Annotated in this window: 20 protein-coding genes, 1 tRNA gene and 1 pseudogene; 12 read left to right on the forward strand and 10 right to left on the reverse strand. The window is 67.7% G+C overall.

What is annotated here, in order from left to right; translation table 11 throughout:
• Positions 1-89: 89 nt before the first annotated feature.
• A complete protein-coding gene (locus RZ1_RS21240; protein WP_072814578.1) occupies positions 90-974 on the reverse strand; it encodes a LysR family transcriptional regulator in 885 nt (294 codons plus the stop codon).
• A gap of 135 nt (positions 975-1,109) precedes the next feature.
• Between RZ1_RS21240 and RZ1_RS21245 the strand changes: the two genes are divergently transcribed.
• Positions 1,110-2,486 (forward strand): NAD(P)/FAD-dependent oxidoreductase, encoded by a 1,377-nt coding sequence (locus tag RZ1_RS21245; RefSeq protein ID WP_072814505.1) that lies wholly within the window; start codon positions 1,110-1,112, stop codon positions 2,484-2,486.
• Positions 2,487-2,613: 127 nt separating this feature from the next.
• Entirely contained in the window at positions 2,614-3,651 is a 1,038-nt protein-coding gene (gene curA, locus RZ1_RS21250) for an NADPH-dependent curcumin/dihydrocurcumin reductase (RefSeq protein WP_072814506.1), read from the forward strand.
• A gap of 60 nt (positions 3,652-3,711) precedes the next feature.
• On the opposite strand, the gene RZ1_RS21255 is transcribed toward curA, so the two are convergent.
• From RZ1_RS21255 to pcaD, 3 genes and pseudogenes are all read right to left on the reverse strand, one after another.
• Positions 3,712-4,923 (reverse strand): acetyl-CoA C-acetyltransferase, encoded by a 1,212-nt coding sequence (locus tag RZ1_RS21255; protein WP_072814507.1) that lies wholly within the window; start codon positions 4,921-4,923, stop codon positions 3,712-3,714.
• Between the two features lie 25 nt (positions 4,924-4,948).
• On the reverse strand, positions 4,949-5,743 hold the full coding sequence (locus RZ1_RS21260) for an IclR family transcriptional regulator domain-containing protein (RefSeq protein WP_372481619.1): 795 nt from the start codon (positions 5,741-5,743) through the stop codon (positions 4,949-4,951).
• A gap of 78 nt (positions 5,744-5,821) precedes the next feature.
• Positions 5,822-6,580: pseudogene (gene pcaD, locus RZ1_RS21265) on the reverse strand (3-oxoadipate enol-lactonase); the annotation flags it as partial.
• 74 nt (positions 6,581-6,654) lie between these two features.
• Here pcaD and RZ1_RS21270 point away from each other — a divergent pair.
• From RZ1_RS21270 to RZ1_RS21280, 3 genes are all read left to right on the forward strand, one after another.
• Entirely contained in the window at positions 6,655-7,401 is a 747-nt protein-coding gene (locus tag RZ1_RS21270) for a CoA transferase subunit A (protein WP_072814509.1), read from the forward strand.
• Positions 7,398-8,045 carry a CoA transferase subunit B gene (locus RZ1_RS21275; RefSeq protein WP_072814510.1) on the forward strand — a complete coding sequence of 216 codons (648 nt, stop codon included), beginning with the start codon at positions 7,398-7,400 and terminating at the stop codon, positions 8,043-8,045. The genes RZ1_RS21270 and RZ1_RS21275 overlap by 4 nt, the downstream gene beginning before the upstream one ends.
• A 164-nt stretch (positions 8,046-8,209) precedes the next feature.
• Positions 8,210-9,766 carry an FAD-binding protein gene (locus tag RZ1_RS21280; RefSeq protein ID WP_280522836.1) on the forward strand — a complete coding sequence of 519 codons (1,557 nt, stop codon included), beginning with the start codon at positions 8,210-8,212 and terminating at the stop codon, positions 9,764-9,766.
• A gap of 15 nt (positions 9,767-9,781) precedes the next feature.
• Here RZ1_RS21280 and RZ1_RS21285 read toward each other — a convergent pair whose 3' ends face one another.
• Both RZ1_RS21285 and RZ1_RS21290 read right to left on the reverse strand, forming a co-directional pair.
• A complete protein-coding gene (locus tag RZ1_RS21285) occupies positions 9,782-10,909 on the reverse strand; it encodes an AI-2E family transporter (protein ID WP_072814512.1) in 1,128 nt (375 codons plus the stop codon).
• 98 nt (positions 10,910-11,007) lie between these two features.
• Positions 11,008-11,084, reverse strand: a tRNA-Met gene (locus tag RZ1_RS21290).
• Between the two features lie 105 nt (positions 11,085-11,189).
• Between RZ1_RS21290 and RZ1_RS21295 the strand changes: the two genes are divergently transcribed.
• The 3 genes from RZ1_RS21295 to RZ1_RS21305 are packed head-to-tail and all read left to right on the forward strand — an operon-like array spanning position 11,190 to position 14,070.
• On the forward strand, positions 11,190-11,942 hold the full coding sequence (locus RZ1_RS21295; RefSeq protein ID WP_072814513.1) for a (Fe-S)-binding protein: 753 nt from the start codon (positions 11,190-11,192) through the stop codon (positions 11,940-11,942).
• The gene (locus RZ1_RS21300) at positions 11,939-13,450 is read left to right on the forward strand and encodes a lactate utilization protein B (protein WP_072814514.1); all 1,512 of its coding nucleotides are present in this window, start codon (positions 11,939-11,941) and stop codon (positions 13,448-13,450) included. Before RZ1_RS21295 ends, RZ1_RS21300 begins: the two co-directional genes overlap by 4 nt.
• Positions 13,447-14,070, forward strand: coding sequence for a LutC/YkgG family protein (locus RZ1_RS21305; RefSeq protein ID WP_072814515.1), 624 nt, complete (start codon positions 13,447-13,449; stop codon positions 14,068-14,070). Before RZ1_RS21300 ends, RZ1_RS21305 begins: the two co-directional genes overlap by 4 nt.
• Positions 14,071-14,230: 160 nt before the next feature.
• On the opposite strand, the gene RZ1_RS21310 is transcribed toward RZ1_RS21305, so the two are convergent.
• Complete coding sequence (locus RZ1_RS21310; protein WP_072814516.1) at positions 14,231-14,455, reverse strand: hypothetical protein; 225 nt, start codon at positions 14,453-14,455, stop codon at positions 14,231-14,233.
• A gap of 228 nt (positions 14,456-14,683) precedes the next feature.
• Here RZ1_RS21310 and RZ1_RS21315 point away from each other — a divergent pair, with 228 nt between their 5' ends.
• The 3 genes from RZ1_RS21315 to RZ1_RS21325 are packed head-to-tail and all read left to right on the forward strand — an operon-like array spanning position 14,684 to position 17,875.
• Positions 14,684-15,601: a polyphosphate polymerase domain-containing protein gene (locus RZ1_RS21315; RefSeq protein ID WP_072814517.1), complete on the forward strand. Its 918-nt coding sequence runs from the start codon at positions 14,684-14,686 to the stop codon at positions 15,599-15,601.
• A gap of 55 nt (positions 15,602-15,656) precedes the next feature.
• Positions 15,657-16,334, forward strand: a complete 678-nt coding sequence (locus RZ1_RS21320) for a DUF4956 domain-containing protein (RefSeq protein WP_072814518.1) — start codon at positions 15,657-15,659, stop codon at positions 16,332-16,334.
• Positions 16,334-17,875, forward strand: a complete 1,542-nt coding sequence (locus tag RZ1_RS21325; RefSeq protein WP_174565228.1) for a CotH kinase family protein — start codon at positions 16,334-16,336, stop codon at positions 17,873-17,875. Before RZ1_RS21320 ends, RZ1_RS21325 begins: the two co-directional genes overlap by 1 nt.
• 17 nt (positions 17,876-17,892) lie before the next feature.
• Here RZ1_RS21325 and RZ1_RS21330 read toward each other — a convergent pair whose 3' ends face one another.
• The 3 genes from RZ1_RS21330 to RZ1_RS21340 all read right to left on the reverse strand — a co-directional run bounded on the left by RZ1_RS21330 (position 17,893) and on the right by RZ1_RS21340 (position 19,716).
• The gene (locus RZ1_RS21330; protein WP_072814580.1) at positions 17,893-18,513 is read right to left on the reverse strand and encodes an LON peptidase substrate-binding domain-containing protein; all 621 of its coding nucleotides are present in this window, start codon (positions 18,511-18,513) and stop codon (positions 17,893-17,895) included.
• Positions 18,514-18,520: 7 nt separating this feature from the next.
• Positions 18,521-18,994, reverse strand: coding sequence for a DUF309 domain-containing protein (locus RZ1_RS21335; protein WP_072814519.1), 474 nt, complete (start codon positions 18,992-18,994; stop codon positions 18,521-18,523).
• A gap of 119 nt (positions 18,995-19,113) precedes the next feature.
• Positions 19,114-19,716, reverse strand: coding sequence for a TetR/AcrR family transcriptional regulator (locus tag RZ1_RS21340; protein ID WP_072814520.1), 603 nt, complete (start codon positions 19,714-19,716; stop codon positions 19,114-19,116).
• Positions 19,717-19,821: 105 nt separating this feature from the next.
• On the opposite strand from RZ1_RS21340, the gene RZ1_RS21345 reads away from it, so the two are divergent.
• The gene (locus RZ1_RS21345; RefSeq protein ID WP_072814521.1) at positions 19,822-20,967 is read left to right on the forward strand and encodes an acyl-CoA dehydrogenase family protein; all 1,146 of its coding nucleotides are present in this window, start codon (positions 19,822-19,824) and stop codon (positions 20,965-20,967) included.
• Positions 20,968-20,976 lie beyond the last annotated feature (9 nt).

A 20,976-nucleotide genomic window follows, 5' to 3' on the forward strand; every position in this document is an offset into this window, starting at 1 on the left:
GCCTGTCCGGTGGCGCGCTGTGAAGCGCGTGCCCACCGCGTGTCTTTCGGCACCGGCAGGAATGCCCGGCATGTGGACCACGGAAGACGTCAACCGGACGGCACGATCGATCGGGCCAGTGCCTGCATGAGGTGGTCGAACTCGGGGGTGCGGGTGGTTCCGGCGCGGACGACGGCGCAGACCGGCACGCGCAGCAACTGCCGCGATTCGCGCATGATCCGCAGGCCGGTGCGGGACGTCGCATCGACGGTGCCGGCGTACATCACCGTCCATGCCCGCGGGTTGGTGAGGACCTCGAGCGTCGCGGTGTGGTCGCTTGCGATGGCCGGGCCGAGCCGCACCCGCCGTCCGACCTCGAGGAACGCGTCCTCGACGACCCGGTGGATGAGGATCTGGCTGTGCCGCGGCGGCAGCAGCAGCGGATAGTGCGCGAGTTCGCCGAGGTCCACCGTCGAGAACGCGGACAGCGGATGCTGGCTGGAGGTGACGATGACGAGGTCTTCGACGCCGAGCTCGATCGTCTCGAGTTCGGGCCGGTCGATGTCGCCGCGGATGAGGGCGAGGTCGGCATCACCGGAGGCGACCGCGTTCACCCGGTCCGTGAAGTCCTTGATGACGAACTCGACGTCGAGGTTGGGGTGCTGCTGGCGGACCCGGGAGATCGCGTCGAGGCTCTGTGCGGCGAAGCTCATGTTCGCGCTGATCCGAATGCGGTTGCGTGGCGGTCTCCCCACGTCGAGGGCGCGCGTTTCGAGGGCGAGGACCTCGGCGGCGATCGGCATGAGGCGCTGGCCCGCGTCGGTGAGCCGGACGACGCGGGTGGACCGCTCGAACAGGCTGGTGCCCAGTTCGTTCTCGAGCTTCGCGATCTGATGGCTGATCGCCGACTGCGAGATGAAGCATCGTTGCGCGGCACGGGAGAAGCTCGACTCCTCGCCGACGGCCATGAAGTACCGGAGTTGCCGGAAGTCCATCACCCTCCTATTTATGAGCAAATCAGATAACAGTATTTCGAATCTCCCAGGTTAGTGGACCGGAGCGAGGCGGATACATACGTTGGATCTCATACATCGACTTCAGTCGACTTCAGTGTGGAGGTTTGGGCAGTTATGGGCGATGCAGAGTTCGACCGGACGGACGTCGTCATCGTGGGTTCGGGCTTCGGTGCCCTCGCGACCGCGAAGAAGCTCGGGAAGGCGGGCACCCCGTTCGTGCTGATCTCCGAGACCACCGAGCATCTGTTCCAGCCGCTGCTGTATCAGGTCGCCACGGGTGTCATCTCGCCCGGTGAGATCGCCCCCTCGGTGCGTGCGATCCTCGCCAAGTACCCGAACGCCGACGTCCGGCTCGGCCGCGTCGTCGATGTCGACCCCGAAGCGAACACCGTCGTCTACGAGGCCGCCGGCAAGCGCCACACCCTCGGCTACAAGCATCTCGTCGCCGCGACCGGCGCCCGTCAGGCGTACTTCGGCCGCGACGAGTTCGCCGACCTGACGTTCGCCCTCAAGACGGTCGACGACGCGGAGAAGCTGCGCCGCCAGATCATCCGGTGCTTCGAGGAAGCGCACATCACCACCGATCCCGAGCTCCGCAAGAACCTGCTCAGCTTCATCGTCGTCGGCGCAGGCCCGACCGGTGTGGAGCTGGCCGGCCAGATCAAGGAGCTCGCGCAGCGCTACTTCGCGGAGTCGATCGGCAACATCAACGCCGCCGACGTCACCGTCACCCTCGTCGAGGGCGCCGACAAGGTCCTCCCGCCGTTCGGTGGCAAGCTCAGCGACTACTCGAAGGAATCGCTCGAGAAGGCCGGTGTCGACGTGGTGCTGAACACCATGGTCACCGACATCGACGAGCACGGTGCGACCCTGTCGACGCCGTCGACCGAGGAGACGCGCCGGCTCACCGCCGAGACGATCATCTGGTCGGCCGGCATCCAAGCCAACGACTTCGCGGGCGTCCTCGCCGAGCGCACCGGCTGCGACACCGTCCGTGGTGGCCGGCTGCTCGTCGACAACGACTTCACCGTCGGCCGCGCCGACAACATCTACGCGATCGGCGACATGGTCACGCTGGACAACCTGCCCGCGCAGTCGCCGTTCGCGATGCAGGGCGGCCGCCATGTCGCGAAGATGATCCTCGGCAAGATCCCCGCCGGCACCCCGTTCCAGTACCGGGACAAGGGCAGCATGGCGATCATCAACCGGTTCCGCGCCATCACCCGCGTCGGCAAGGTCGAACTCACCGGTTTCATCGCGTGGGTGCTGTGGCTCGCGGTGCACCTCGTGTACCTGGTGGGCTTCCGCAACCGCTACATCGCGGTGATGTCGTGGTGCGGTTCGTTCCTCGGACACCGGCGTCCGCATTTCTACTATGCGCAGACCGCGGAGCCGGTTCCGGCCGGGAACGAATCGGCCGCCGTCGCGGAGGAACCGACTGCCGAGGACACCCCGGACGTCGAACGCGAACCCGCACCGGCCATCGCCTGACCGAATCCCGACGAACTGCGCCCCGGACGGCTCCCGTCCGGGGCGCAGCCGTTGCGCCCGGGGGCGGAAGCCTTCGCCCGGGCGTGCGGGCGTACAGGTACGGGCGCGGGCGGGCACACTGAGACGCATGAGCGACTCCACGAATGTCCAGAGCACCCGGATCGTCCTCGCCTCCCGACCCGTCGGTGCGCCCACCGCGGAGAACTTCCGCACCGAAACCGTCGCGGTTCCCGAGCCCGGGGACGGTCAGCTCTTGGTGCGGGTGGTGTATCTGTCGCTCGATCCGTACATGCGGGGACGGATGAGCGCCGCGAAGTCCTACGCCCCGCCGGTGGAGCTCGATGCGGTGATGGTCGGGGCGACGGTCGCGCAGGTCGTCACGTCGCGGCACCCGAACTTCGCGGAGGGCGACTACGTGCTGGCGGGCACCGGCTGGCAGACGCACGCCGTCGTCGACGGGCGAGCGGTGCGCAAGCTCGATCCGGAGGCGGCGCCGCTGTCGACGGCGCTCGGTGTCCTCGGCATGCCCGGTTTCACCGCGTATTCGGGGCTGTTGAAGATCGGGCAGCCGAAGGCGGGGGAGACCGTCGTGGTCGCGGCGGCGAGCGGTCCCGTCGGGTCCGCGGTCGGGCAGATCGCGAAGATCAAAGGTGCCCGGGCGGTCGGGATCGCCGGCGGACCTGAAAAGTGCCGGCATCTGCTCGACGACCTCGGATTCGATGCGGCCGTCGACCACCGCGCCCCCGATTTCGCGGAGCGGCTGCGCGAGGCGGTGCCGGACGGCATCGACGTCTACTTCGAGAACGTCGGCGGGTCCGTCACGGCGGCGGTGATCCCGCTGCTGAACCTGTATGCACGGATGCCGGTGTGCGGGTTGGTGTCTCAATACAACACGGTAGCCACCGACGCGCCGGATCGCTTGCCGGCCTTCTTCGGGACGATTCTGGTCAAGAGCCTGACCGTCCGCGGGTTCATCCAGTCCGAGTTCGTGCGGGAGATGCACGACGACTTCCTCCGCGACGCCTCCGAGTGGGTCCGCAGCGGCACGTTGAGGTATCGGGAGGACATCGTCGACGGACTGGACGCCGCGCCGGACGCGTTCGTCGGGCTGCTCGAGGGCAGGAACTTCGGCAAGCTCGTCGTGCGGGTCGCTCCGGAGTCCTGACCGCCCGGGTGATGGGAACCTTCACCCGGGCGGGCCGAATGATGGTTCCCGTCAACGGGTTCAGACGACGCGTTCGAAGACCGCGGCGAGACCCTGGCCGCCGCCGATGCACATGGTTTCGAGTCCGTAGCGACCCTCGCGGCGGTCGAGCTCACGGAGCAGGGTCGCCAGGATCCGTCCGCCGGTGGCGCCGACGGGGTGACCCAGGGAGATGCCGGAGCCGTTGGGGTTCAGGCGCGGGTCGTCGGGTTCGAGGCCCCACGTCCGGGTCACGGCGAGGGCCTGGGCGGCGAAAGCCTCGTTGAGTTCGATGACGTCGAGGTCGGCGAGCGAGAGACCGAGCCTGCCGAGGGCCTGTGTGGTCGCGGGGACCGGGCCGATGCCCATCGTGCGCGGCGGGACGCCGGCGACCGCCCAGCTCGCGAGGCGGGCGAGCGGTCGCAGTCCGAGTGCCGCGGCCTTCTCCGCGGTCGTGACGATTGCCAGCGCGGCACCGTCGTTCTGGCCGCTCGCATTGCCGGCGGTGACGGTCGCGTTCCGGTCGACCTTGCCGCGGATCGGACGGAGCTTGGCGAGCGTTTCGAGGCTCGTGTCGGCGCGGGGGTGCTCGTCGGTGTCGACCAGCACGGGATCGCCCTTGCGCTGCGGCACCGGCACCGGCACGATCTCCTGCGCGAACACGCCGTTCTTCTGGGCCGCGACCGCACGCTGATGGGACTGGACGGCGAGTGCGTCCTGGTCGGTGCGGCTGATGGAGAACTCCGCGCGCAGGTTCTCGGCCGTCTCGATCATTCCGCCCGGGACCGGGAAGTCGCGTCCACCGGCGGTGACCCGGGCGCGCGCCAGGCGGTCGTTGAGCGCGACGGCCTCACCCTTGACGCCCCATCGCATGCCGGTCGCGTAGAACTCGGCCTGGCTCATCGATTCCGCGCCGCCCGCGAGAATCAGCTCGCTCCCGCCGGTCTGCACCTGCATCACGGCCTGGATGATCGCCTGCAGACCCGAGCCGCACCGCCGGTCGACCTGCAGACCCGGGACGTCGACGCCGAGACCGGCATTGAGCGCCGCGACCCGGCCGATGGCGGGGGATTCGCCGTTGGGAGAGGCCTGCCCGAGGATGACGTCGTCGACATCTGCACCCGATATTCCGGTGCGGGTGACGATTTCGCGGATCACGGTCGCGGCGAGATCTTCCGGCGCGACCGCGGAGAGTACGCCGCCGAAGCGGCCGACCGGGGTGCGCAGGGGTTCGCAGATCACGACGTCATGCATGGTTGTTCCTCGGTTTCGTTGGTACCTAATGTGTTTGGGTGCTGGCGAGGTCGGCGGAGATGGCGGCTGCCGCGGCGACCACCGCGGGGACCAGCTCCTCGTCGACGACCTCGCGGGTGTAGCGGGCCGCGTGTGTCGAGATGTTCACCGCGGCGACGACCGCTCCCGACGCATCGCGGATCGGAGCCGCGAGCGAACGCAGGCCCTCCTCGAGTTCCTGGTCGACGACGCAGTATCCGTCGCGGCGCACGCGGTCGAGTTGGGCACGCAGGTCGTCGGCGGTCACGACCGTCCGGCCGGTCAGGGGTGTCAGTTCGGCACGGGCCAGATACGCGTCGAGTCCGGCCGGGGTGAGCCCGGCGAGCAGCACCCGGCCCATCGACGTCGCGTGCGCGGGGAAGCGGGTGCCGAGGGTGATGGACACGGTCATGATCCGGGTGACCGGCACCCGCGCCACGTACACGATGTCGTCGCCGTCGAGCACCGACACCGACGTCGATTCGCGCACCGCCGCCGCCAGCGCCTCGAGGTGCGGGCGCGCGACGTCGGGCAACGTCAGGCTCGACAGGTAGCTGTAGCCGAGTTCGAGGACGCGCGGCGTCAGCCAGAACCGTGACCCGTCCGTACGGACGTATCCGAGTTCGGCGAGGGTCAGCAGGAACCGGCGTGCGGTCGCGCGGGTCAGGCCGGTGGCCTTGGCGACGTCGCTGAGGGTGCGCTGGGGGTGCGCCGCGTCGAACGCCTTGACCACGCTCAGCCCCCGCGCCAGCGACTGCACGAAGTCGGGGGAAGCGCCGGGAGTGTCCGTCGTCGTATCGATCTCGCTCACGATCCGCTCATCCCCCTCGTGTCCGTGCCTGGCGGGCGCAATACTTCCACGCATCTGTCAGCGGTCGTTCGCGAAGTGCGCGACCACCAGTTCGGTGATGCGGTCGGCCTGCTCGACGTTTGCGAGGTGCGCACCCGGATCGACGACGTGGAAGGTGGCGCCCGCGATGCCCTCGGCGAGTGCGCGCATGGTGGCGGGCGGGGTCGCGGGGTCCTGCGCACCGGCGACGACCAGGGTCGGGGCGGTGATGCGCGCGAGGTCGGGCCGTCCGTCCCAGGTGGCGAGTGCTTCGCAGCATGCGGCGTAGCCTTCGTCGGCCGTCGACTTCACCATGTCGACGTGCCGGGCGACGAGGGCGGGATCGCGGTCGCGCAGGCCGGCGGTGAACCAGCGGTCCACGATGGATTCGGCGATGGAGGCCAGGCCCCCGGTGCGCACGGTCGCGGCGCGGTCGTGCCACGGTCCGGCCGGGGCGAACGCGGCGGAGGTGCACAGCAAGGTGAGGGTGCGGACCCGCTCGGGGTGGTGCGCGGCGAGCCACTGTCCGACGGCCCCGCCCAGGGACAGCCCGACGAAGTGCACGGCGTCGAGACCGAGATCGTCGAGCAGCGCCACGATGTCGCCGCCGAGTTCGTCGAGTGTGTAAGGACCTTGGGGCGCAGGTGATTTCCCGTGTCCACGATGGTCGACGACGAGGACGTGCGCGACGGCGGACAGGGCGTCGATCTGGGGTGCCCACATCGACAGGTCGGATCCCAGCGAGCCGAGGAGCACCACGGGTGGGGCGGCGGGGTCGCCGTGCCGTTCGTAGTTGAGCGTGACGGTCATGCACCTCAGCATAGCCGTTGTTCGTATTACGGACGAGGGTTCACAATGCGTACAAGACCCGCTATCCTTCGGTCATGGACAAAGTCGTTGCCACCGCCGCCGAGGCCGTAGCCGACATCCCGGACGGCGCCACGATCGCTGTCGGCGGATTCGGCCTGGTCGGCGTCCCCGAAATCCTCATCGATGCCCTCCTCGACCAGGGCGCCACCGACCTCGAGACGGTCAGCAACAACTGCGGAACCGACGGCTTCGGTCTCGGTGTGCTGCTGGAGAAGGGCCGCATCCGCCGGACCATCTCCTCGTACGTCGGCGCCAACAAGGAGTTCGCGCGCCAGTACCTCGCCGGGGAACTCGAGGTCGAGCTGACCCCGCAGGGCACCCTCGCCGAGCGCATGCGCGCCGGCGGCGCCGGTATCCCGGCGTTCTTCACCCCGGCCGGTGTCGGCACCCAGGTCGAAGAGGGCGGACTGCCGCTGCGCTACGACGGCAAGGGCGGCATCGCGGTGGTATCCCCGCCGAAGGAAACCCGCGACTTCGACGGCGTCACCTACGTGATGGAACGCGGCATCGTCGCCGACTACGCCCTGGTCCACGCATGGAAGGGCGACCGGCACGGCAACCTCGTCTACCGGCAGAGCGCCCGCAACTTCAACCCGCCGGCCGCGACCTCGGGTCGCATCACCATCGCGCAGGTCGAATACCTCGTCGAACCCGGCGAGCTGGATCCGAACGAGATCCACACGCCGGGCATCCACGTACAGCGCGTCGTGCCCGTCGGCCCTGTCACCGTCGGCATCGAAAACAGGACGGTCCGTTCATGACTCAGGCAGCCACCAAGAAACTGACCCGCGAGCAGATGGCCGCGCGTGTCGCGCAGGAACTGTCCGACGGGCAGTACGTCAACCTCGGCATCGGCATGCCCACGCTGGTCCCGAACTTCCTCGATCCCGGCATCGAGGTCATTCTGCACTCGGAGAACGGTGTGCTCGGCGTCGGCCCGTACCCGTACGAGGACGAGATCGATCCCGAACTCATCAACGCAGGCAAGGAACTCATCACCGTCGTTCCCGGCGCCTCGTTCTTCGATTCGTCGCAGTCCTTCGGGATGATCCGCGGCGGCCAGATCGACGTCGCCGTCCTCGGGGCGATGCAGGTCAGCGCGAAGGGCGACATCGCCAACTGGATGATCCCCGGTGCCATGGTCAAGGGCATGGGCGGTGCGATGGACCTCGTGCACGGCGCGCGACGCGTCATCGTGATGATGGAACACGTCACGAAGAAGGGTGAGCCGAAGATCTTCGAGGAATGCACCCTGCCGCTCACCGGCAAGCGCTGCGTCCAGCGGATCATCACCGACATGGCAGTCATCGACGTCACCGACGAGGGCCTGAAGCTCGTCGAGACGGCTCCCGGAGTCAGTGGCGAGGAGGTCGTTGCCGCGACCGCCGCGACACTGATCGTCTGACGCTCGTCTTCCCGTCGCCCGCCGGCCCGCACAGGGCCGACGGGCGACGCTGCGCTTCGGTGGGTGCACCCTTCGGGGATGAACACCGCCCGGATCTCCCGGTGGCCGGGATACTCGCCTGCCGAGGCCGATCGGGCCGCTAGCCTCCTGCTCGACGGCCTGAGATCGAGCGATCGGGAGCAATGATGGTGGACTGGGCGGAAGAATGCGACGTGCTCGTCGTCGGGTCGGGAGCCGGAGGGTGCTGCGGCGCGTACACCGCAGCCCGTGAGGGCCTGTCGGTGATCCTCGTCGAGGCCTCGGAGCAGTTCGGTGGCACCACCGCCTATTCCGGTGGCGGCGGCGTGTGGTTCCCGACGAACGCGGTGCTGCGCCGCGCCGGCGACGACGACACCATCGAGGACGCCCTCACCTACTACCACGCGGTGGTCGGCGACCGCACGCCCCGCGAACTGCAGGACGCATACGTCACCGGCGGCGCCCCGCTCATCGACTATCTCGAAATCGACGCGGATCTGGAATTCCAGGTGCTGCCGTGGCCCGACTACTTCGGCAAGGCACCCAAGGCCAGCGCGACGGGCCGGCACATCGCTCCGGCACCGCTGTCCGGGAAGGGAATCGAGGACCTCAACGAGTCCGTCCGTGGACCCCTCGGCCGCGAACGCAACGGCGACGCACTGCCCGGACATCTCATCGGCGGCCGCGCACTTGTCGGCCGATTCCTGTTGGCGCTGAAGAAGTTCCCACACGTGAGCACCCACCGGAACACGCCGCTCGTCGACCTCGTCGTCGAGGACGGCACGGTCGTCGGCGGCATCGTCGAACACGACGGTGAGCGTCGCGCAATCCGTGCCCGGCGTGGTGTCGTGCTCGCGGCCGGCGGGTTCGAGCAGAACGACGAGATGCGCGCCGAGTACGGCGTTCCCGGTGTGGCACGGGATTCGATGGGGCCGTGGTCGAATCTCGGCAAGGCGCACCTGGCGGGCATCGCCGCCGGCGCCGACACCGACCTCATGGGCGAGGCATGGTGGTCGCCCGGCATGACCCATCCGGACGGGCGCTCGGCGTTCGCGCTGTGGTTCACCGGCGGCATCTTCGTCAACCAGGACGGCAAGCGGTTCGTCAACGAGTCGGCACCCTACGACCGTCTCGGACGGGACATCATCGCGCAGATGGACGACGGTTCGGTGACGTTGCCGTTCTGGATGATCTACGACAACAAGGACGACGGTGTTCCGCCCGTCAAGGCAACGAATGTGCCGATGGTCGAGACCGAGAAGTACGTCGCGGCCGGTCTGTGGAAGACGGGGGAGACCCTCGAGGAACTCGCCGAGCAGATCGGTGTCCCCGCCGACACGCTGGTCGCGACCGTCGCCCGCTACAACGAGTTCGCCGCCTCCGGGGTCGACGAGGACTTCGGCCGCGGCGACGAACCGTACGACCGGGCGTTCTCCGGCGGAAAGTCCCCGATGGTCCCGATCGAGCAGGGCCCGTTCCACGCGGCGGCGTTCGGGATCTCCGATCTGGGCACGAAGGGCGGGTTGCGCACCGATCCGTCCGCGCGGGTCCTGACGCCGGCCGGCGAGCCGATTCCGGGCCTCTACGCGGCGGGCAACACGATGGCCGCGGCCAGCGGCACGGTGTACCCGGGTGGGGGCAACCCGATCGGCGCGAGCATGCTGTTCGCGCACGTGGCGGTGCGGGACATGGCGGCGCGGTAGGCGCGAAGCGCGCCTTCAGTCCTCGTCCTCGTCCTTGCCCGGCGGCTCGGCGCGGTCGGTCTCGCCCGGCTGGACGACGAGTTCGTAACGGTGACCGTACGTTTCGACGAGGGCCTGCAGCACCGCGACGACCGGGACGGACACCAGGGCGCCCATCGCTCCGAACAGCGACGCCCCCACGATCACCGACCCGAACGCGACCGCGGGGTGGATCGACACGGTCCGCGACGTGATACGCGGGTGCAGCACGTAGTTCTCGACCTGCTGATAGGCGGTACCGAAGAGCACGACCCACAGTCCGTCGATGGGGTCGTTGGCGGCGGCGATGATCGCGGGCAGTGCGATCGCGAGATAGGTGCCCAGGGTCGGGACGAACTGCGACACGATGCCCGTCCACAGTGCGAGCGGCAGCCAGTAGGGCACACCGATGATCATCAGGAAGATGCCGGTGCCGATGGCGCTGATGGCCCCGAGGATCAGCCGGGACACGACGTACCCGCCGGCCTTCTCGACGGATGTTTCCCACACCGTCGCGATGATCTTCTGTTGCCGGGCGGGGAACCAGCTCGAGATGGTGCGCCGCAGCGAGGGACCCTCCGCCGACATGTAGAACACGAACAGCAGCAGTGTGAGGGCCTGGAACACGACGCTCACCACGGAGGACACCACGCCGAGCACACCGGGGGTGAACCGCTGCGCGAGATCCTTGATGGTCTCGGGGGTGAGCTTGATGAGTTCGTCGCCGGTCGAGAAGTTCGTGTCGAAGGTGCGGTTGGACCATTCGGTGGCCGTGGTGATCGCGTCGGGAAGTGCCTTGAGCAACTGGCCGAGCTGCTCGGCGAGCAGCGTCCCGAACAACGCGAGAAACCCGATCACGAACGCGATCAGGCCGAACAGCACCAGCCCGGTGGCGGCGCCGCGCCGCATTCCGAACCGGTCGAGCCGGTCCACGACCGGTTCGAGCGTGATGCTCAGCAACCACGCCAGGAACAGCAATCCGAGGAAGTCGCGCAGGTTGACGAACAGCCAACCCGAGAGTTGGTAGGCGGCGACCGCGAGCAGGACGTACAAGACGGCGGGCCGCAGCCAACGGGGTGTGTTGCGCTGCCGGGATGGTGGCTCGCTCGGCTTGTCCTCACTCATCGCACTCTCCCGGTTGCCTGCCTGACAGGTCGCACAAGGCGGAATCTACCCCGGGAGCAACGAAACCGGCCCGGACTCGTGAGAGTCCGGGCCGGTGGTGGTAGCGGGGACAGGATTTGAACCTGCGACCTCTGGGTTATGAGCCCAGCGAGCTACCGAGCTGCTCCACCCCGCGTTGCGTTCTCCACAGTACACCATCGGGAGGGGTGCTCCGTTCACCGAGCTTTCGGGCCCTCGCGCTACTGTGGTCGAACCCACAGTTCGGATGCGGAGATCCACCATGCGAGTCGCGTTGTTCGCCACCTGCCTCGGGGACACCCTGTTCCCCGGTGCGGTGAAAGCCACGGCCCTGCTCCTGGCCCGGCTCGGTCACGATGTCGTGTTCCCGCCCGGCCAGACCTGCTGCGGACAGATGCACGTCAACACCGGATACCAGCCCGACGCGCTGCCGCTGGTGCGCAACTACGTCGACACCTTCGGCGACACGTCCGTCGACGCCGTCGTCGTCCCGTCCGGGTCGTGCGCCGGATCGGTGCGGCACCAGCACGAGATCGTCGCCCGACGCTACGGCGACCCCGCGCTGTGTCGGCGCGTCGAAACGGTCAAGGCCAAGACGTACGAACTGTCGGAGTTCCTCGTCGACGTCCTCGGCGTCACCGATGTCGGCGCCCGCTACCCGCATCGTGTGACCTACCACCCCACCTGTCACTCGCTGCGCATGCTGCGCGTCGGCGACAAGCCGCTGCAGCTGCTGCGCAACGTCCGCGACATCGACCTGGTGGAACTCCCCGAAGCGGACTCGTGCTGCGGTTTCGGCGGCACGTTCGCGATCAAGAACGCCGAGACATCCACGGCCATGCTGTCCGACAAGCTCCGCAACATCGCCGCCACCGGCGCCGAATACTGCGCGGCCGGCGATTCGTCGTGCCTGATGCACATCGGCGGCGGCATGTCGCGACTGAAAGCCGGAGGCCGGACCGTGCACCTCGCCGAGATCCTCGCCTCCGTCGACGCCCCGGTGGTGACCGGATGAACACCACCGCACTCGGCACCCCCACCGTCCCGCCGCGCGGTTCCGGAAATCTGCGCGGTGTCGAAACATTCCCGGACGCAGCGCATCACGAACTCGGGAACAGCCAGTTGCGCCGCAACATCGGCAAGGCCACCCACACGATCCGCGCCAAGCGGCTGCGCGTGACCGGGGAGGTGCCCGACTGGCAGGCCCTTCGCGACACCGGCGCCGCCGTCAAGGCGGACGTGCTCGCCCGCCTGCCCGAACTGCTCGAACAGCTCGAAGCCGCCGTCATCGCGCGCGGCGGCATGGTGCACTGGGCCGCCGACGCCGGCGAGGCGAACGCGCTCGTCGCGCAGCTGGTGCGCGACACCGGGTCCGGGGAGATCGTCAAGGTCAAATCCATGGCGACCCAGGAGATCGGGCTCAACGAATACCTCGAAGCCGAGGGCATCGTCGCGCACGAGACGGATCTGGCCGAACTCATCGTCCAGCTCGGCCACGACACGCCCTCGCACATCCTCGTCCCCGCGATCCACCGCAACCGTTCCGAGATCCGTGAGATCTTCCTGCGCGAAATGCCGGGCGTCGATCCGGATCTCGACGACAACCCGGCGCACCTCGCGGAAGCTGCGCGAAAGTTCCTGCGCCACAAGTTCATGACCGTGCCGGTCGCGGTGTCGGGCGCGAACTTCGGGATCGCCGAGACCGGCACCCTCGCGGTCGTCGAATCCGAGGGCAACGGGCGAATGTGCCTGACGCTGCCGCAGACGCTCATCACCGTGATGGGCATCGAGAAGCTGTTGCCCACCTACCGCGACCTCGAGGTGTTCCTCCAATTGCTGCCGCGGTCGTCGACGGGGGAGCGCATGAACCCGTACACGTCGATGTGGACGGGTGTCACCCCCGGCGACGGACCGCAGGAGTTCCACCTGATCCTGCTCGACAACGGCCGCACCGCCGCGCTCGCCGATTCGGTGGGACGCGAAGCGCTGCACTGTATCCGATGCTCGGCATGCCTCAACGTGTGCCCCGTCTACGAACGCACCGGCGGCCACGCCTACGGCTCGACCTATCCGGGTCCGATCGGGGCGGTGCTCACCCCGCAGCTCGCGGGCATGAGCGAACCCGGCGACCCGAACGCGACGCTGCCGTTCGCATCGAGCCTGTGCGGGGCGTGCTTCGACGCGTGCCCCGTCAAGATCGACATCCCCTCCCTACTCGTCGAACTGCGCCACCAGAAGGTCGAGCACGCGGGACTCACCGTCGAGTCCGCGGCGATGAGGGCGGCGGCGATCGCGATGTCGTCGTCGCGGCGCTGGACCGCGGCGCAGAAGGCCGGCGGCCTCGGCGGCCGGATCGTGGCCGGGAAGAAGGGCACCATCTCCGCGCTGCCCGGCGCGCTCGGCGGCTGGACCGCGACCCGCGACATCCCGGCACCACCGAAACAGACGTTCCGGCAGTGGTGGGACTCCGACGAGGGCCGCGCGGCGCTCGCGCAGGCGCGGCGGGAAGGCGACGACCGATGAGCGCACGCGAGACGGTGCTCGGCCGGATCCGCGACGCGCTGACGCTCGCACCGCCCGCGCCCGTGACGATTCCGCGCGCCTACCGCACCGGCCGCACCCTGCCCGACGACGAACGCTACGAGCTGTTCGCGGATCGCTTGCTCGACTACAAGGCCCACGTGCACCGGTGCAGCGCCGACGAATTGCCCGCAGTCCTCGCCCGGGTGCTCGCCGATCGGAAGGTCGAGCGAGTGGGGGTGCCTGCGGGTCTCGACGAGTCCTGGCTGACACAATTCCGAGGCGAGATTGTCGTCGACTCGGCCGCCGTTCCGGCACCGGAACTGGAGGCGCTGGACGGTGTGGTGACCGCGTCGACGGTGTCCTGCGCCGAGACCGGCACCATCTTCCTCGACGGCAGCGCGGACCAGGGCCGGCGCGCGTTGACGCTCGTGCCGGATCTGCACGTCTGCGTCGTGCCGCTCGGCACCGTCGAAGTCGGTGTGCCGGAAGCGCTTGCGAGGCTCGTGCCGGAACGGCCGACCACGTTGATCAGCGGTCCGTCGGCGACGTCGGACATCGAACTCGAACGTGTCGAGGGCGTGCATGGGCCGCGCACCCTCGAGGTCGTGATCGTCGGCTGAGTGCGGGTGCCGCCGGGTCCGTGGTCTTCGAACGCACAGCGCGACGCTGCGTGATGCCGTTCCGGTCGTGATGGCGAATGCCCCGAGCACCGGGAAGTGCTCGGGGCATTCGGATGTCATCGCAGGACGCGACTCGGTCCTGCGAGAACTGACGTGGCCCTCATGCGTGGAACGACTCGACCATGACCCCACCGTCGGTCAACACTTCGCACCGATGGGTATAGACGCCCGGCTGGGGATTGTAGTCGCCCGGCTGGATCGGCTGGCAGTTGATCGTCGTGTCTGCCGCCGCTGTCGCGACCCCGCCGCCGACTCCGATCGACATCGCACCGAACGCCAAGATGCACCCCGCTGCTGCCCGACCGATGCTCGACTTCAAACTCATGAACCCTCCCGTTTCGTGTATGTGGTTTCGACAGTCCTTGCAGCCCATGCGGATTCTGCTTCGTCTGTCGATCGGTAGGATGCGTCGACGGGGCGGAAAGTTCCCGAGGCTCGGCCGGAGTGCCGCCTCACAGGCGATTGCCAGCGTCCTTCCAGCTTCCCGGGAAGGTCCTCGGATGTACTCGGAGCGTTCACGTATTTGCCACCGATCAGCCGGGAGTTGCCGCCAATGAGCCTCATCGATCGATTCCGGAAGCGATCCTCGTCGCATGATCGAACCGGGTCGGCCGAGGACGTTCCGGCCGTTCCCGCTGGTTATCAACTGACGGCGAGCAAGCTGCACGCCTTCAACCGGTACGAGATCAAGTACCTCGTCGACGAGATGAAGGTTCCGGAGCTGCGGGCCGAGCTCGCCGCCCGGATGGACACCGATCCGTTCTCCCCTCGCGGGGGATACCCGGTGACTTCGCTGTACTACGACACCGCGGATCTGCGCTTCTACTGGGAGAAGATCGAGGGCCTGAAGTTCCGGCGCAAGCTCCGGATGCGGTTGTACGGCAACCCGGCGAACTGCACCGACGACACCACGGTGCAGATCGAGATCAAGCAGCGTGTCAACCGAGTCACCCAGAAGAGGCGTATCGCACTGCCCTACGGGCCGGCGCGGCGGTGGCTGGACGGCCGCGAGAAGATCGACTGCGGTCCGGCGCAGCAGCCGTTCGTGAACGAGGTGACCACCCTGATCGGAAATCTCGATCTGCGGCCCATCGTCACCACCGGCTACCTGAGGGAGGCGTTCGTCGGCCGCGAAGCCGATCTCGGCCTGCGGGTGACGATCGATCACAAGGTGCACGGCCGCGACCGCGACTTCCGTTTCGCGTCCGGCGCCGAGAACCGTTTCACTATCCCGCCGAAGCTGGCCATCGTCGAACTCAAGGCGAACGAGCGGGTTCCGTACTGGGCGACGGATCTGACTGCACGACTGGACATGTCGGTGATCCGCGTGTCGAAGTACTGCCAGTCGGTGCAGGCGTTCGGGTCGGCGCCGCGCTCGCGCATCGGCGTGCCCGAACTGATCCTGCCCGGCGGGTACGACGACCCCGTCCCGGACGACCTCCTCGACGGCCCGGTCCCGGCCGTGAGTTGACCACCCACGCAGTGTTTTTCGCGCTGCTGTACCAATTCCGAACAATAGGACACCAATGAATTTCGACCTGCAGGATCTCAGTGGGACGTTCACGACATTCGACAGCATCGTGTCGCTGTCGCTCGCGTTCGTGCTGTCCGCCGTCATCGGCTGGGTCTACCGTTACACCCACAAGAACGTCTCCTACAGCCAGTCCTACGTGCAGACGCTCGTGATGGTCGGCATGATCATCTCGCTGATCATGCTCGTCGTGGGGTCGAACATCGCCCGGGCGTTCGCGCTCGTCGGCGCATTGTCGGTCGTGCGATTCCGCAACGCCATCAAGGAAACCCGTGATGTCGGGTTCATCTTCCTGGTGATGGCGATCGGCATGACCACCGGCACCCGGTTCTACATCCTCGCCGTCGCCGCGACCGTCGCGATCTGCCTCGTTCTGCTGATCATGAACAAGTTCACCTGGTTCAAGCTCGATGTGCAGCGCCAGGTCGTGAAGGTTCAGGTCCCGCCGGAGCCGGAGTTCGACGCGCTCGTCGAAGACGTCCTCATCCGGTTCTGCACGGAATTCGAGTTGGTCTCCACCGAATCCGTCCGTTCGGGAGCATTGACCGAGCTGTACTACACGGCGCAGTTGCGCAAGGGTAAGAAGTCGTCCGAGTTGATCGCGGCATTGAGCGCGGTCAACACCGGCCAGCGCGTCACCGTCCTGACCGGATACGACCAGACGGATATCTGATGAGCGGGACGACCACCGGCGGCGAGCCCCGTCCGCGGCGTCCGCTGAAACAGCGGCGTCGGCTGAAACATCGGATCCCGACGTCGTTGCGTCAGCACTGGACGCTGCTGGTGGTGTTCGTCGCGTTCGTCACGACCGTGGGAACCGTGTTCGGATCCGCCAGGATCCGTCCCTACATCACCGGGGACGCCGCGATCATCGCGTCGGAGATCACCGACAACATCAGCGGCACCGTCGATCTGTTCGACAGTTCGGTGCAGCACGACGTGTCTCTCGAGATATCCGACGCCGAATACGACGACATGATCACCTCCTTCCAGAAGACCGATGAGAAGAAGTGGATCCTCGCCGATCTCACGATAGACGGCACATTCGTCAACGACGTGTCCGTGCGGCTCAAGGGCAACTCGACCCTCATGGGAGTGCGCGGCGACGACGCCGTGCCCGGCGGATCGGGTTTCCAGCCGCCGGAGGGCCTGGAACCGCCGGAGGGATCAGAACTGCCCGAGGACTTCGTTCCCGGGCACAGGGGTGGCATGATGTCGTCGGCTTCGGAGGACGATCCGACCTCGCTGCCGCTGCTCATCAGCTTCGACGAGAACTCCTCCGGCCGCGCCTATCAGGGCATGACCGAGCTGTCGGTGCGCCCGGGAACACCGGTGCTGAACGAGGCGATGGCGTTGTCGCTCACCGCCGAAACCGGCCAGCCGACACAGCGATACGCGTACACGGTGTACTCGATCAACGGCAGCGCCACGACGACGCGGCTGCTGCTCGAGCATCCCGACGACGGCTACGCCAATTCGTTGTTCGACGGTGACGGCTATCTGTACAAGGCAGATGCGAGTTCGCGTTTCGAGTACGTCGACGACGACCAGTCGTCCTATGCCGATCAGTTCAAGCAGATCAACGCCGTCGGGACCGGGAATCTGCAACCGATCGTGAACTTCTTGAAATGGATGGACACGGCGAGCAGCGAAGAGTTCGACGCGCATCTGGGGGACTGGGTCGACGTCGAATCCTTCGCCCGCTACGTGGCGACGCAGAACCTGCTCGTCAACGGTGACGACATGGCCGGACCGGGCCAGAACTACTACCTCTGGTTCGACCTGGACACGAAGAAGATCACCGTCGTGTCCTGGGATCTGAACCTGGCGATGCAGGGCGACACGAGCGCCGGCCCGCACGACTCGGTCGGCATGATGGGGCGCGGCGGTGACGGGCCCGGCGCGGGCATGCCGCCGCCGGAAGTGCCGACACCACCGCAGGACGGTGGATTGCCCGGGATGACGATGGGCAATCCGCTGAAGACCCGGCTCCTCGACTCGGACGCATTCACGGCCGTGTACGAGAGTGCCTACTGGGGTCTGTTCGAGCAGATGTACGGCAGTGGGCGTGCCGGCGAACTCCTGGACGAGATCGCCGCGACCGTCCCGGTGAGCGACGGCCTCACCCGGGAAACCCTGCAGGCGAGCGTCGATTCGATGCGCACGTGGATCGATCAGCGCACGGACGCCTTGGTAGCCCTGCGTGATCAGTGACGGAGCCCCGGAACGAGCTATCGCTCTTTCAGCTGCCATTCGGCGAGGTCGATCGCCGTGGAGATCGCCTCCGCGAGAACGGCGAGGCGTTCGTCGGGTCCCGGCGCGGACAGCAGGGCGAGTCGGTCGGCCTCGCCCATCGGCACCCACCGCGACAGCGCGTACAGCCGGGCTCCGGGCTCGTCGGGCAGGTCGTCGGCGCGCGGGGGCGTCACGCCGTCCTCGGTGAGCCGGTCGAGCAGTCCGTACAGCTTCCCGAACAGTCCCGTCAGCCCGGACAGATCCGTGCCCTCGGACGGTGTGTCGGGCCACGGCTCGACCTCGGCCCGCGGGTACGGATCGTCCGGCAACCACCGGAGGATGCGGATCCGCTCCTCGGCGAGGCATTCGAGCCGGTGGTGGCCGCCGCCGAGTTCGGTGTCGACGACGATCCGCGCGACCGTCCCGACGCCGTACCGGACGTCGCCGCCGCCGACCTCGTGTCCGCGCGCGATGAGCACGACACCGAAGCGCGGCCCGTCGGGTGCGGCCAGGCAGTCGTCGACCAGTTGCTGATACCGGGGTTCGAACACACGCAACGGCAGGTGATCGCCCGGTAGCAGCGCTGTTCCCAGCGGGAACATCGGCAGGATCGACATCACCGCATCATGGCATCCGCAGGCGCGGCACGGGCGGTTCGGGGATCGGGTCGCCGCGGTCGATCTCGGCGAGAAGGTGGTCCGCCCACGCGGACAGGCCGTCGATGTCCAGGCCGTGCGGGGGCGCGTCCTCGTAGTGCCGCACCCGCGCCTGCCCCTGTTCGAGCAGCGAGGCGGCGCCCGACGGGTTGCCGCGCAGCAGGTGGGTCAGCCCGACCGCGAGCTGCGCGAGCCCCTGCCACAGGGTGCGTTCCTCGAGCGGCGCGGATTTCCACGACCCTTCGAACACCTCGTGTGCGTGGAACGGGTACCCGTGGTCGAGCAGTCGCTGGGCCTCGGTGATGGCCTCGTTCGGGGACAGGTCGAGGTCCTCGGGGACGGGGTCGACGCCCTCCTCGCCGTAGGGGAGTGGACGGCCCAGCGCGTCACGGGGGCGGGCGTTCTTCGGCTTGCCGTCGGGGTCCCGATCGCGCTCGGTCATGTCGTCGAGACTACTCCCGGACAACCGCACTCCGTGGCAACATCCGCGCGCGGGGTGGCATCGGCGGTTGTCCAGTGGCCGTGCGGATTTCGCGGCGCGGCACGCCTACGACCTACGGCTCAGTGCACGGCGCCGACGAGGCGCAGCGCGAGATCGGCGTAGAGCGCGCCGATGGTTTCGGGATCCTGGTAGCGGCCCGACGGGTACCAGCGGCAGATGTCGACGCACAGCGACATCAGCGCGAGGGTGACGCCCTCGGCGTCGGGCACGGTGAACTCACCGGCGGCGAGGCCGGCGTCGACGACGTCGCGGACCACCTGCGTGGTGCGCCGCCGCAGTCCGGTGATGACGCGGTAGTGCTCCGGGGTGAGAGCGGTGAGTTCGTACTGGACAACGCGGGCACGGCTGTGGTTCTCGGCCTGCCATTCGGCGAAGCACCGGACGATCGTGGTGAGGCGACGGGTGGCGTCGGTGTCGGGGATGTCGGCGTCCTGCACGACCCGCAGCGCCAGGTCGTGCCCCTCGTAGCTGATCGCGTAGAGCAGTTCTTCCTTGGATTTGTAGTGCGGGTACATCGCGGCCGGGCTCATGTCGAGGCGCGCGGCGATCTGCCGGGTGGTGGTGCCGCCGTACCCGTTCTCGGCGAACGCCTCGACGGCGGCTTCCCGTAGTCGGGCCGCTGCCTTGGATCCGCTGATCACGGCGTCTCTCGATGTGGTCACTGTCGCTCTCCCTGCGTTGCCCCGGCAGTTGACAACCTGCCTCACAGGGTCCACCATAAGCAAACGCTTAGATTATAAGCGAGTGCTTAGATTAGGAGCGGTTGAATGCGACGCACCCTGTACGGTCCCGATCACGAGGCGTTCCGCGAGTCGGCTCGCGAGTTCGTGAACCGGTTCGTGCTGCCCCGTGCCGAGGAACTCATCGAACGTCACGAGATTCCCCGCGACATCTGGATCGAAGCGGGCAAGGCCGGCTTCCTCGGACTCGAGATCCCCGAGCGCTTCGGCGGCATGGAGGCCGGCGACTACCGCTTCAACGCGGTCCTCGCCGAGGAGTTCGCCCGCGCGAACATGGCGCTGTCGTCGTCGCTCGGCATCCACTCCGACATCACCGTGCCGTACATCGTCCACCTGGGTAACGAGGAGCAGCGCGAGCGCTGGCTTCCGCGTTGCGTCACCGGTGAGCTGATCTGTGCGATCGGCATGACCGAACCGTCCGGTGGTTCGGACCTCGCCAACCTCAAGACCACCGCGGTCCGCGACGGCGACGACTGGATCCTCAACGGCGCGAAGACCTTCATCACCAACGGCTACAACTGCGACCTGGTGGTCGTCGCGGCCCGCACCGATCCGTCGAAGGGCGCCAAGGGCATCTCGCTGCTCGTCGTCGAGCGCGGCATGGAGGGCTTCGAGAACGGCCGCAAGCTCGACAAGGTCGGCCAGCCCGAGGCCGACACCGCCGAACTGTTCTTCAAGGACGTTCGCGTCCCGGGCAAGAACCTCCTCGGCGAAGAGGGCATGGGCTTCATCTCGATGATGAAGCTGCTCCCGCAGGAACGCCTCGGCTCCGCCGTCAACAACGTGCACCACGCCAAGCACATCCTGCTCGAGACCATCGAGTACGCCAAGGAGCGCAAGGCGTTCGGCAAGGCCATCGGCACCATGCAGTACAACAAGTTCCTGCTCGCCGAGCTCGTCACCAAGATCGAGGTCGCCGAGGCGTACGTCGACCAGGCCGTCGAGGCCCACGCCGACGGTGAGCTCAGCGCCGTCGACGCCGCCAAGGCGAAGTGGTGGTCGGCGCAGACGCAGTCCGAGGTTCTCGACGCGTGCGTGCAGATTCACGGCGGCTACGGCTTCATGAACGAGTACCGTGTGGCCCGTGCCTGGAAGGATGCCCGCGTCACTAAGATCTGGGCCGGCACCAACGAGATCATGAAGGAACTCATCGGCCGCGATCTCGGCCTGTAGTCCCACTGA

It is taken from the genome of Rhodococcus zopfii NBRC 100606 = JCM 9919, assembly GCF_001895025.1.
Lineage (GTDB): Bacteria > Actinomycetota > Actinomycetes > Mycobacteriales > Mycobacteriaceae > Rhodococcus > Rhodococcus zopfii.

What these genes read in the sequence shown, in the direction of transcription:
- RZ1_RS21240 (WP_072814578.1), bottom strand. Translation starts at nt 974, where the DNA reads ATGGACTTCCGGCAACTCCGGTACTTCATGGCCGTCGGCGAGGAGTCG.
- RZ1_RS21245 (WP_072814505.1), top strand. Translation starts at nt 1,110, where the DNA reads ATGGGCGATGCAGAGTTCGACCGGACGGACGTCGTCATCGTGGGTTCG.
- curA (WP_072814506.1), top strand. Translation starts at nt 2,614, where the DNA reads ATGAGCGACTCCACGAATGTCCAGAGCACCCGGATCGTCCTCGCCTCC.
- RZ1_RS21255 (WP_072814507.1), bottom strand. Translation starts at nt 4,923, where the DNA reads ATGCATGACGTCGTGATCTGCGAACCCCTGCGCACCCCGGTCGGCCGC.
- RZ1_RS21270 (WP_072814509.1), top strand. Translation starts at nt 6,655, where the DNA reads ATGGACAAAGTCGTTGCCACCGCCGCCGAGGCCGTAGCCGACATCCCG.
- RZ1_RS21275 (WP_072814510.1), top strand. Translation starts at nt 7,398, where the DNA reads ATGACTCAGGCAGCCACCAAGAAACTGACCCGCGAGCAGATGGCCGCG.
- RZ1_RS21285 (WP_072814512.1), bottom strand. Translation starts at nt 10,909, where the DNA reads ATGAGTGAGGACAAGCCGAGCGAGCCACCATCCCGGCAGCGCAACACA.
- RZ1_RS21295 (WP_072814513.1), top strand. Translation starts at nt 11,190, where the DNA reads ATGCGAGTCGCGTTGTTCGCCACCTGCCTCGGGGACACCCTGTTCCCC.
- RZ1_RS21300 (WP_072814514.1), top strand. Translation starts at nt 11,939, where the DNA reads ATGAACACCACCGCACTCGGCACCCCCACCGTCCCGCCGCGCGGTTCC.
- RZ1_RS21305 (WP_072814515.1), top strand. Translation starts at nt 13,447, where the DNA reads ATGAGCGCACGCGAGACGGTGCTCGGCCGGATCCGCGACGCGCTGACG.
- RZ1_RS21310 (WP_072814516.1), bottom strand. Translation starts at nt 14,455, where the DNA reads ATGAGTTTGAAGTCGAGCATCGGTCGGGCAGCAGCGGGGTGCATCTTG.
- RZ1_RS21315 (WP_072814517.1), top strand. Translation starts at nt 14,684, where the DNA reads ATGAGCCTCATCGATCGATTCCGGAAGCGATCCTCGTCGCATGATCGA.
- RZ1_RS21320 (WP_072814518.1), top strand. Translation starts at nt 15,657, where the DNA reads ATGAATTTCGACCTGCAGGATCTCAGTGGGACGTTCACGACATTCGAC.
- RZ1_RS21325 (WP_174565228.1), top strand. Translation starts at nt 16,334, where the DNA reads ATGAGCGGGACGACCACCGGCGGCGAGCCCCGTCCGCGGCGTCCGCTG.
- RZ1_RS21330 (WP_072814580.1), bottom strand. Translation starts at nt 18,513, where the DNA reads ATGTCGATCCTGCCGATGTTCCCGCTGGGAACAGCGCTGCTACCGGGC.
- RZ1_RS21335 (WP_072814519.1), bottom strand. Translation starts at nt 18,994, where the DNA reads ATGACCGAGCGCGATCGGGACCCCGACGGCAAGCCGAAGAACGCCCGC.
- RZ1_RS21345 (WP_072814521.1), top strand. Translation starts at nt 19,822, where the DNA reads ATGCGACGCACCCTGTACGGTCCCGATCACGAGGCGTTCCGCGAGTCG.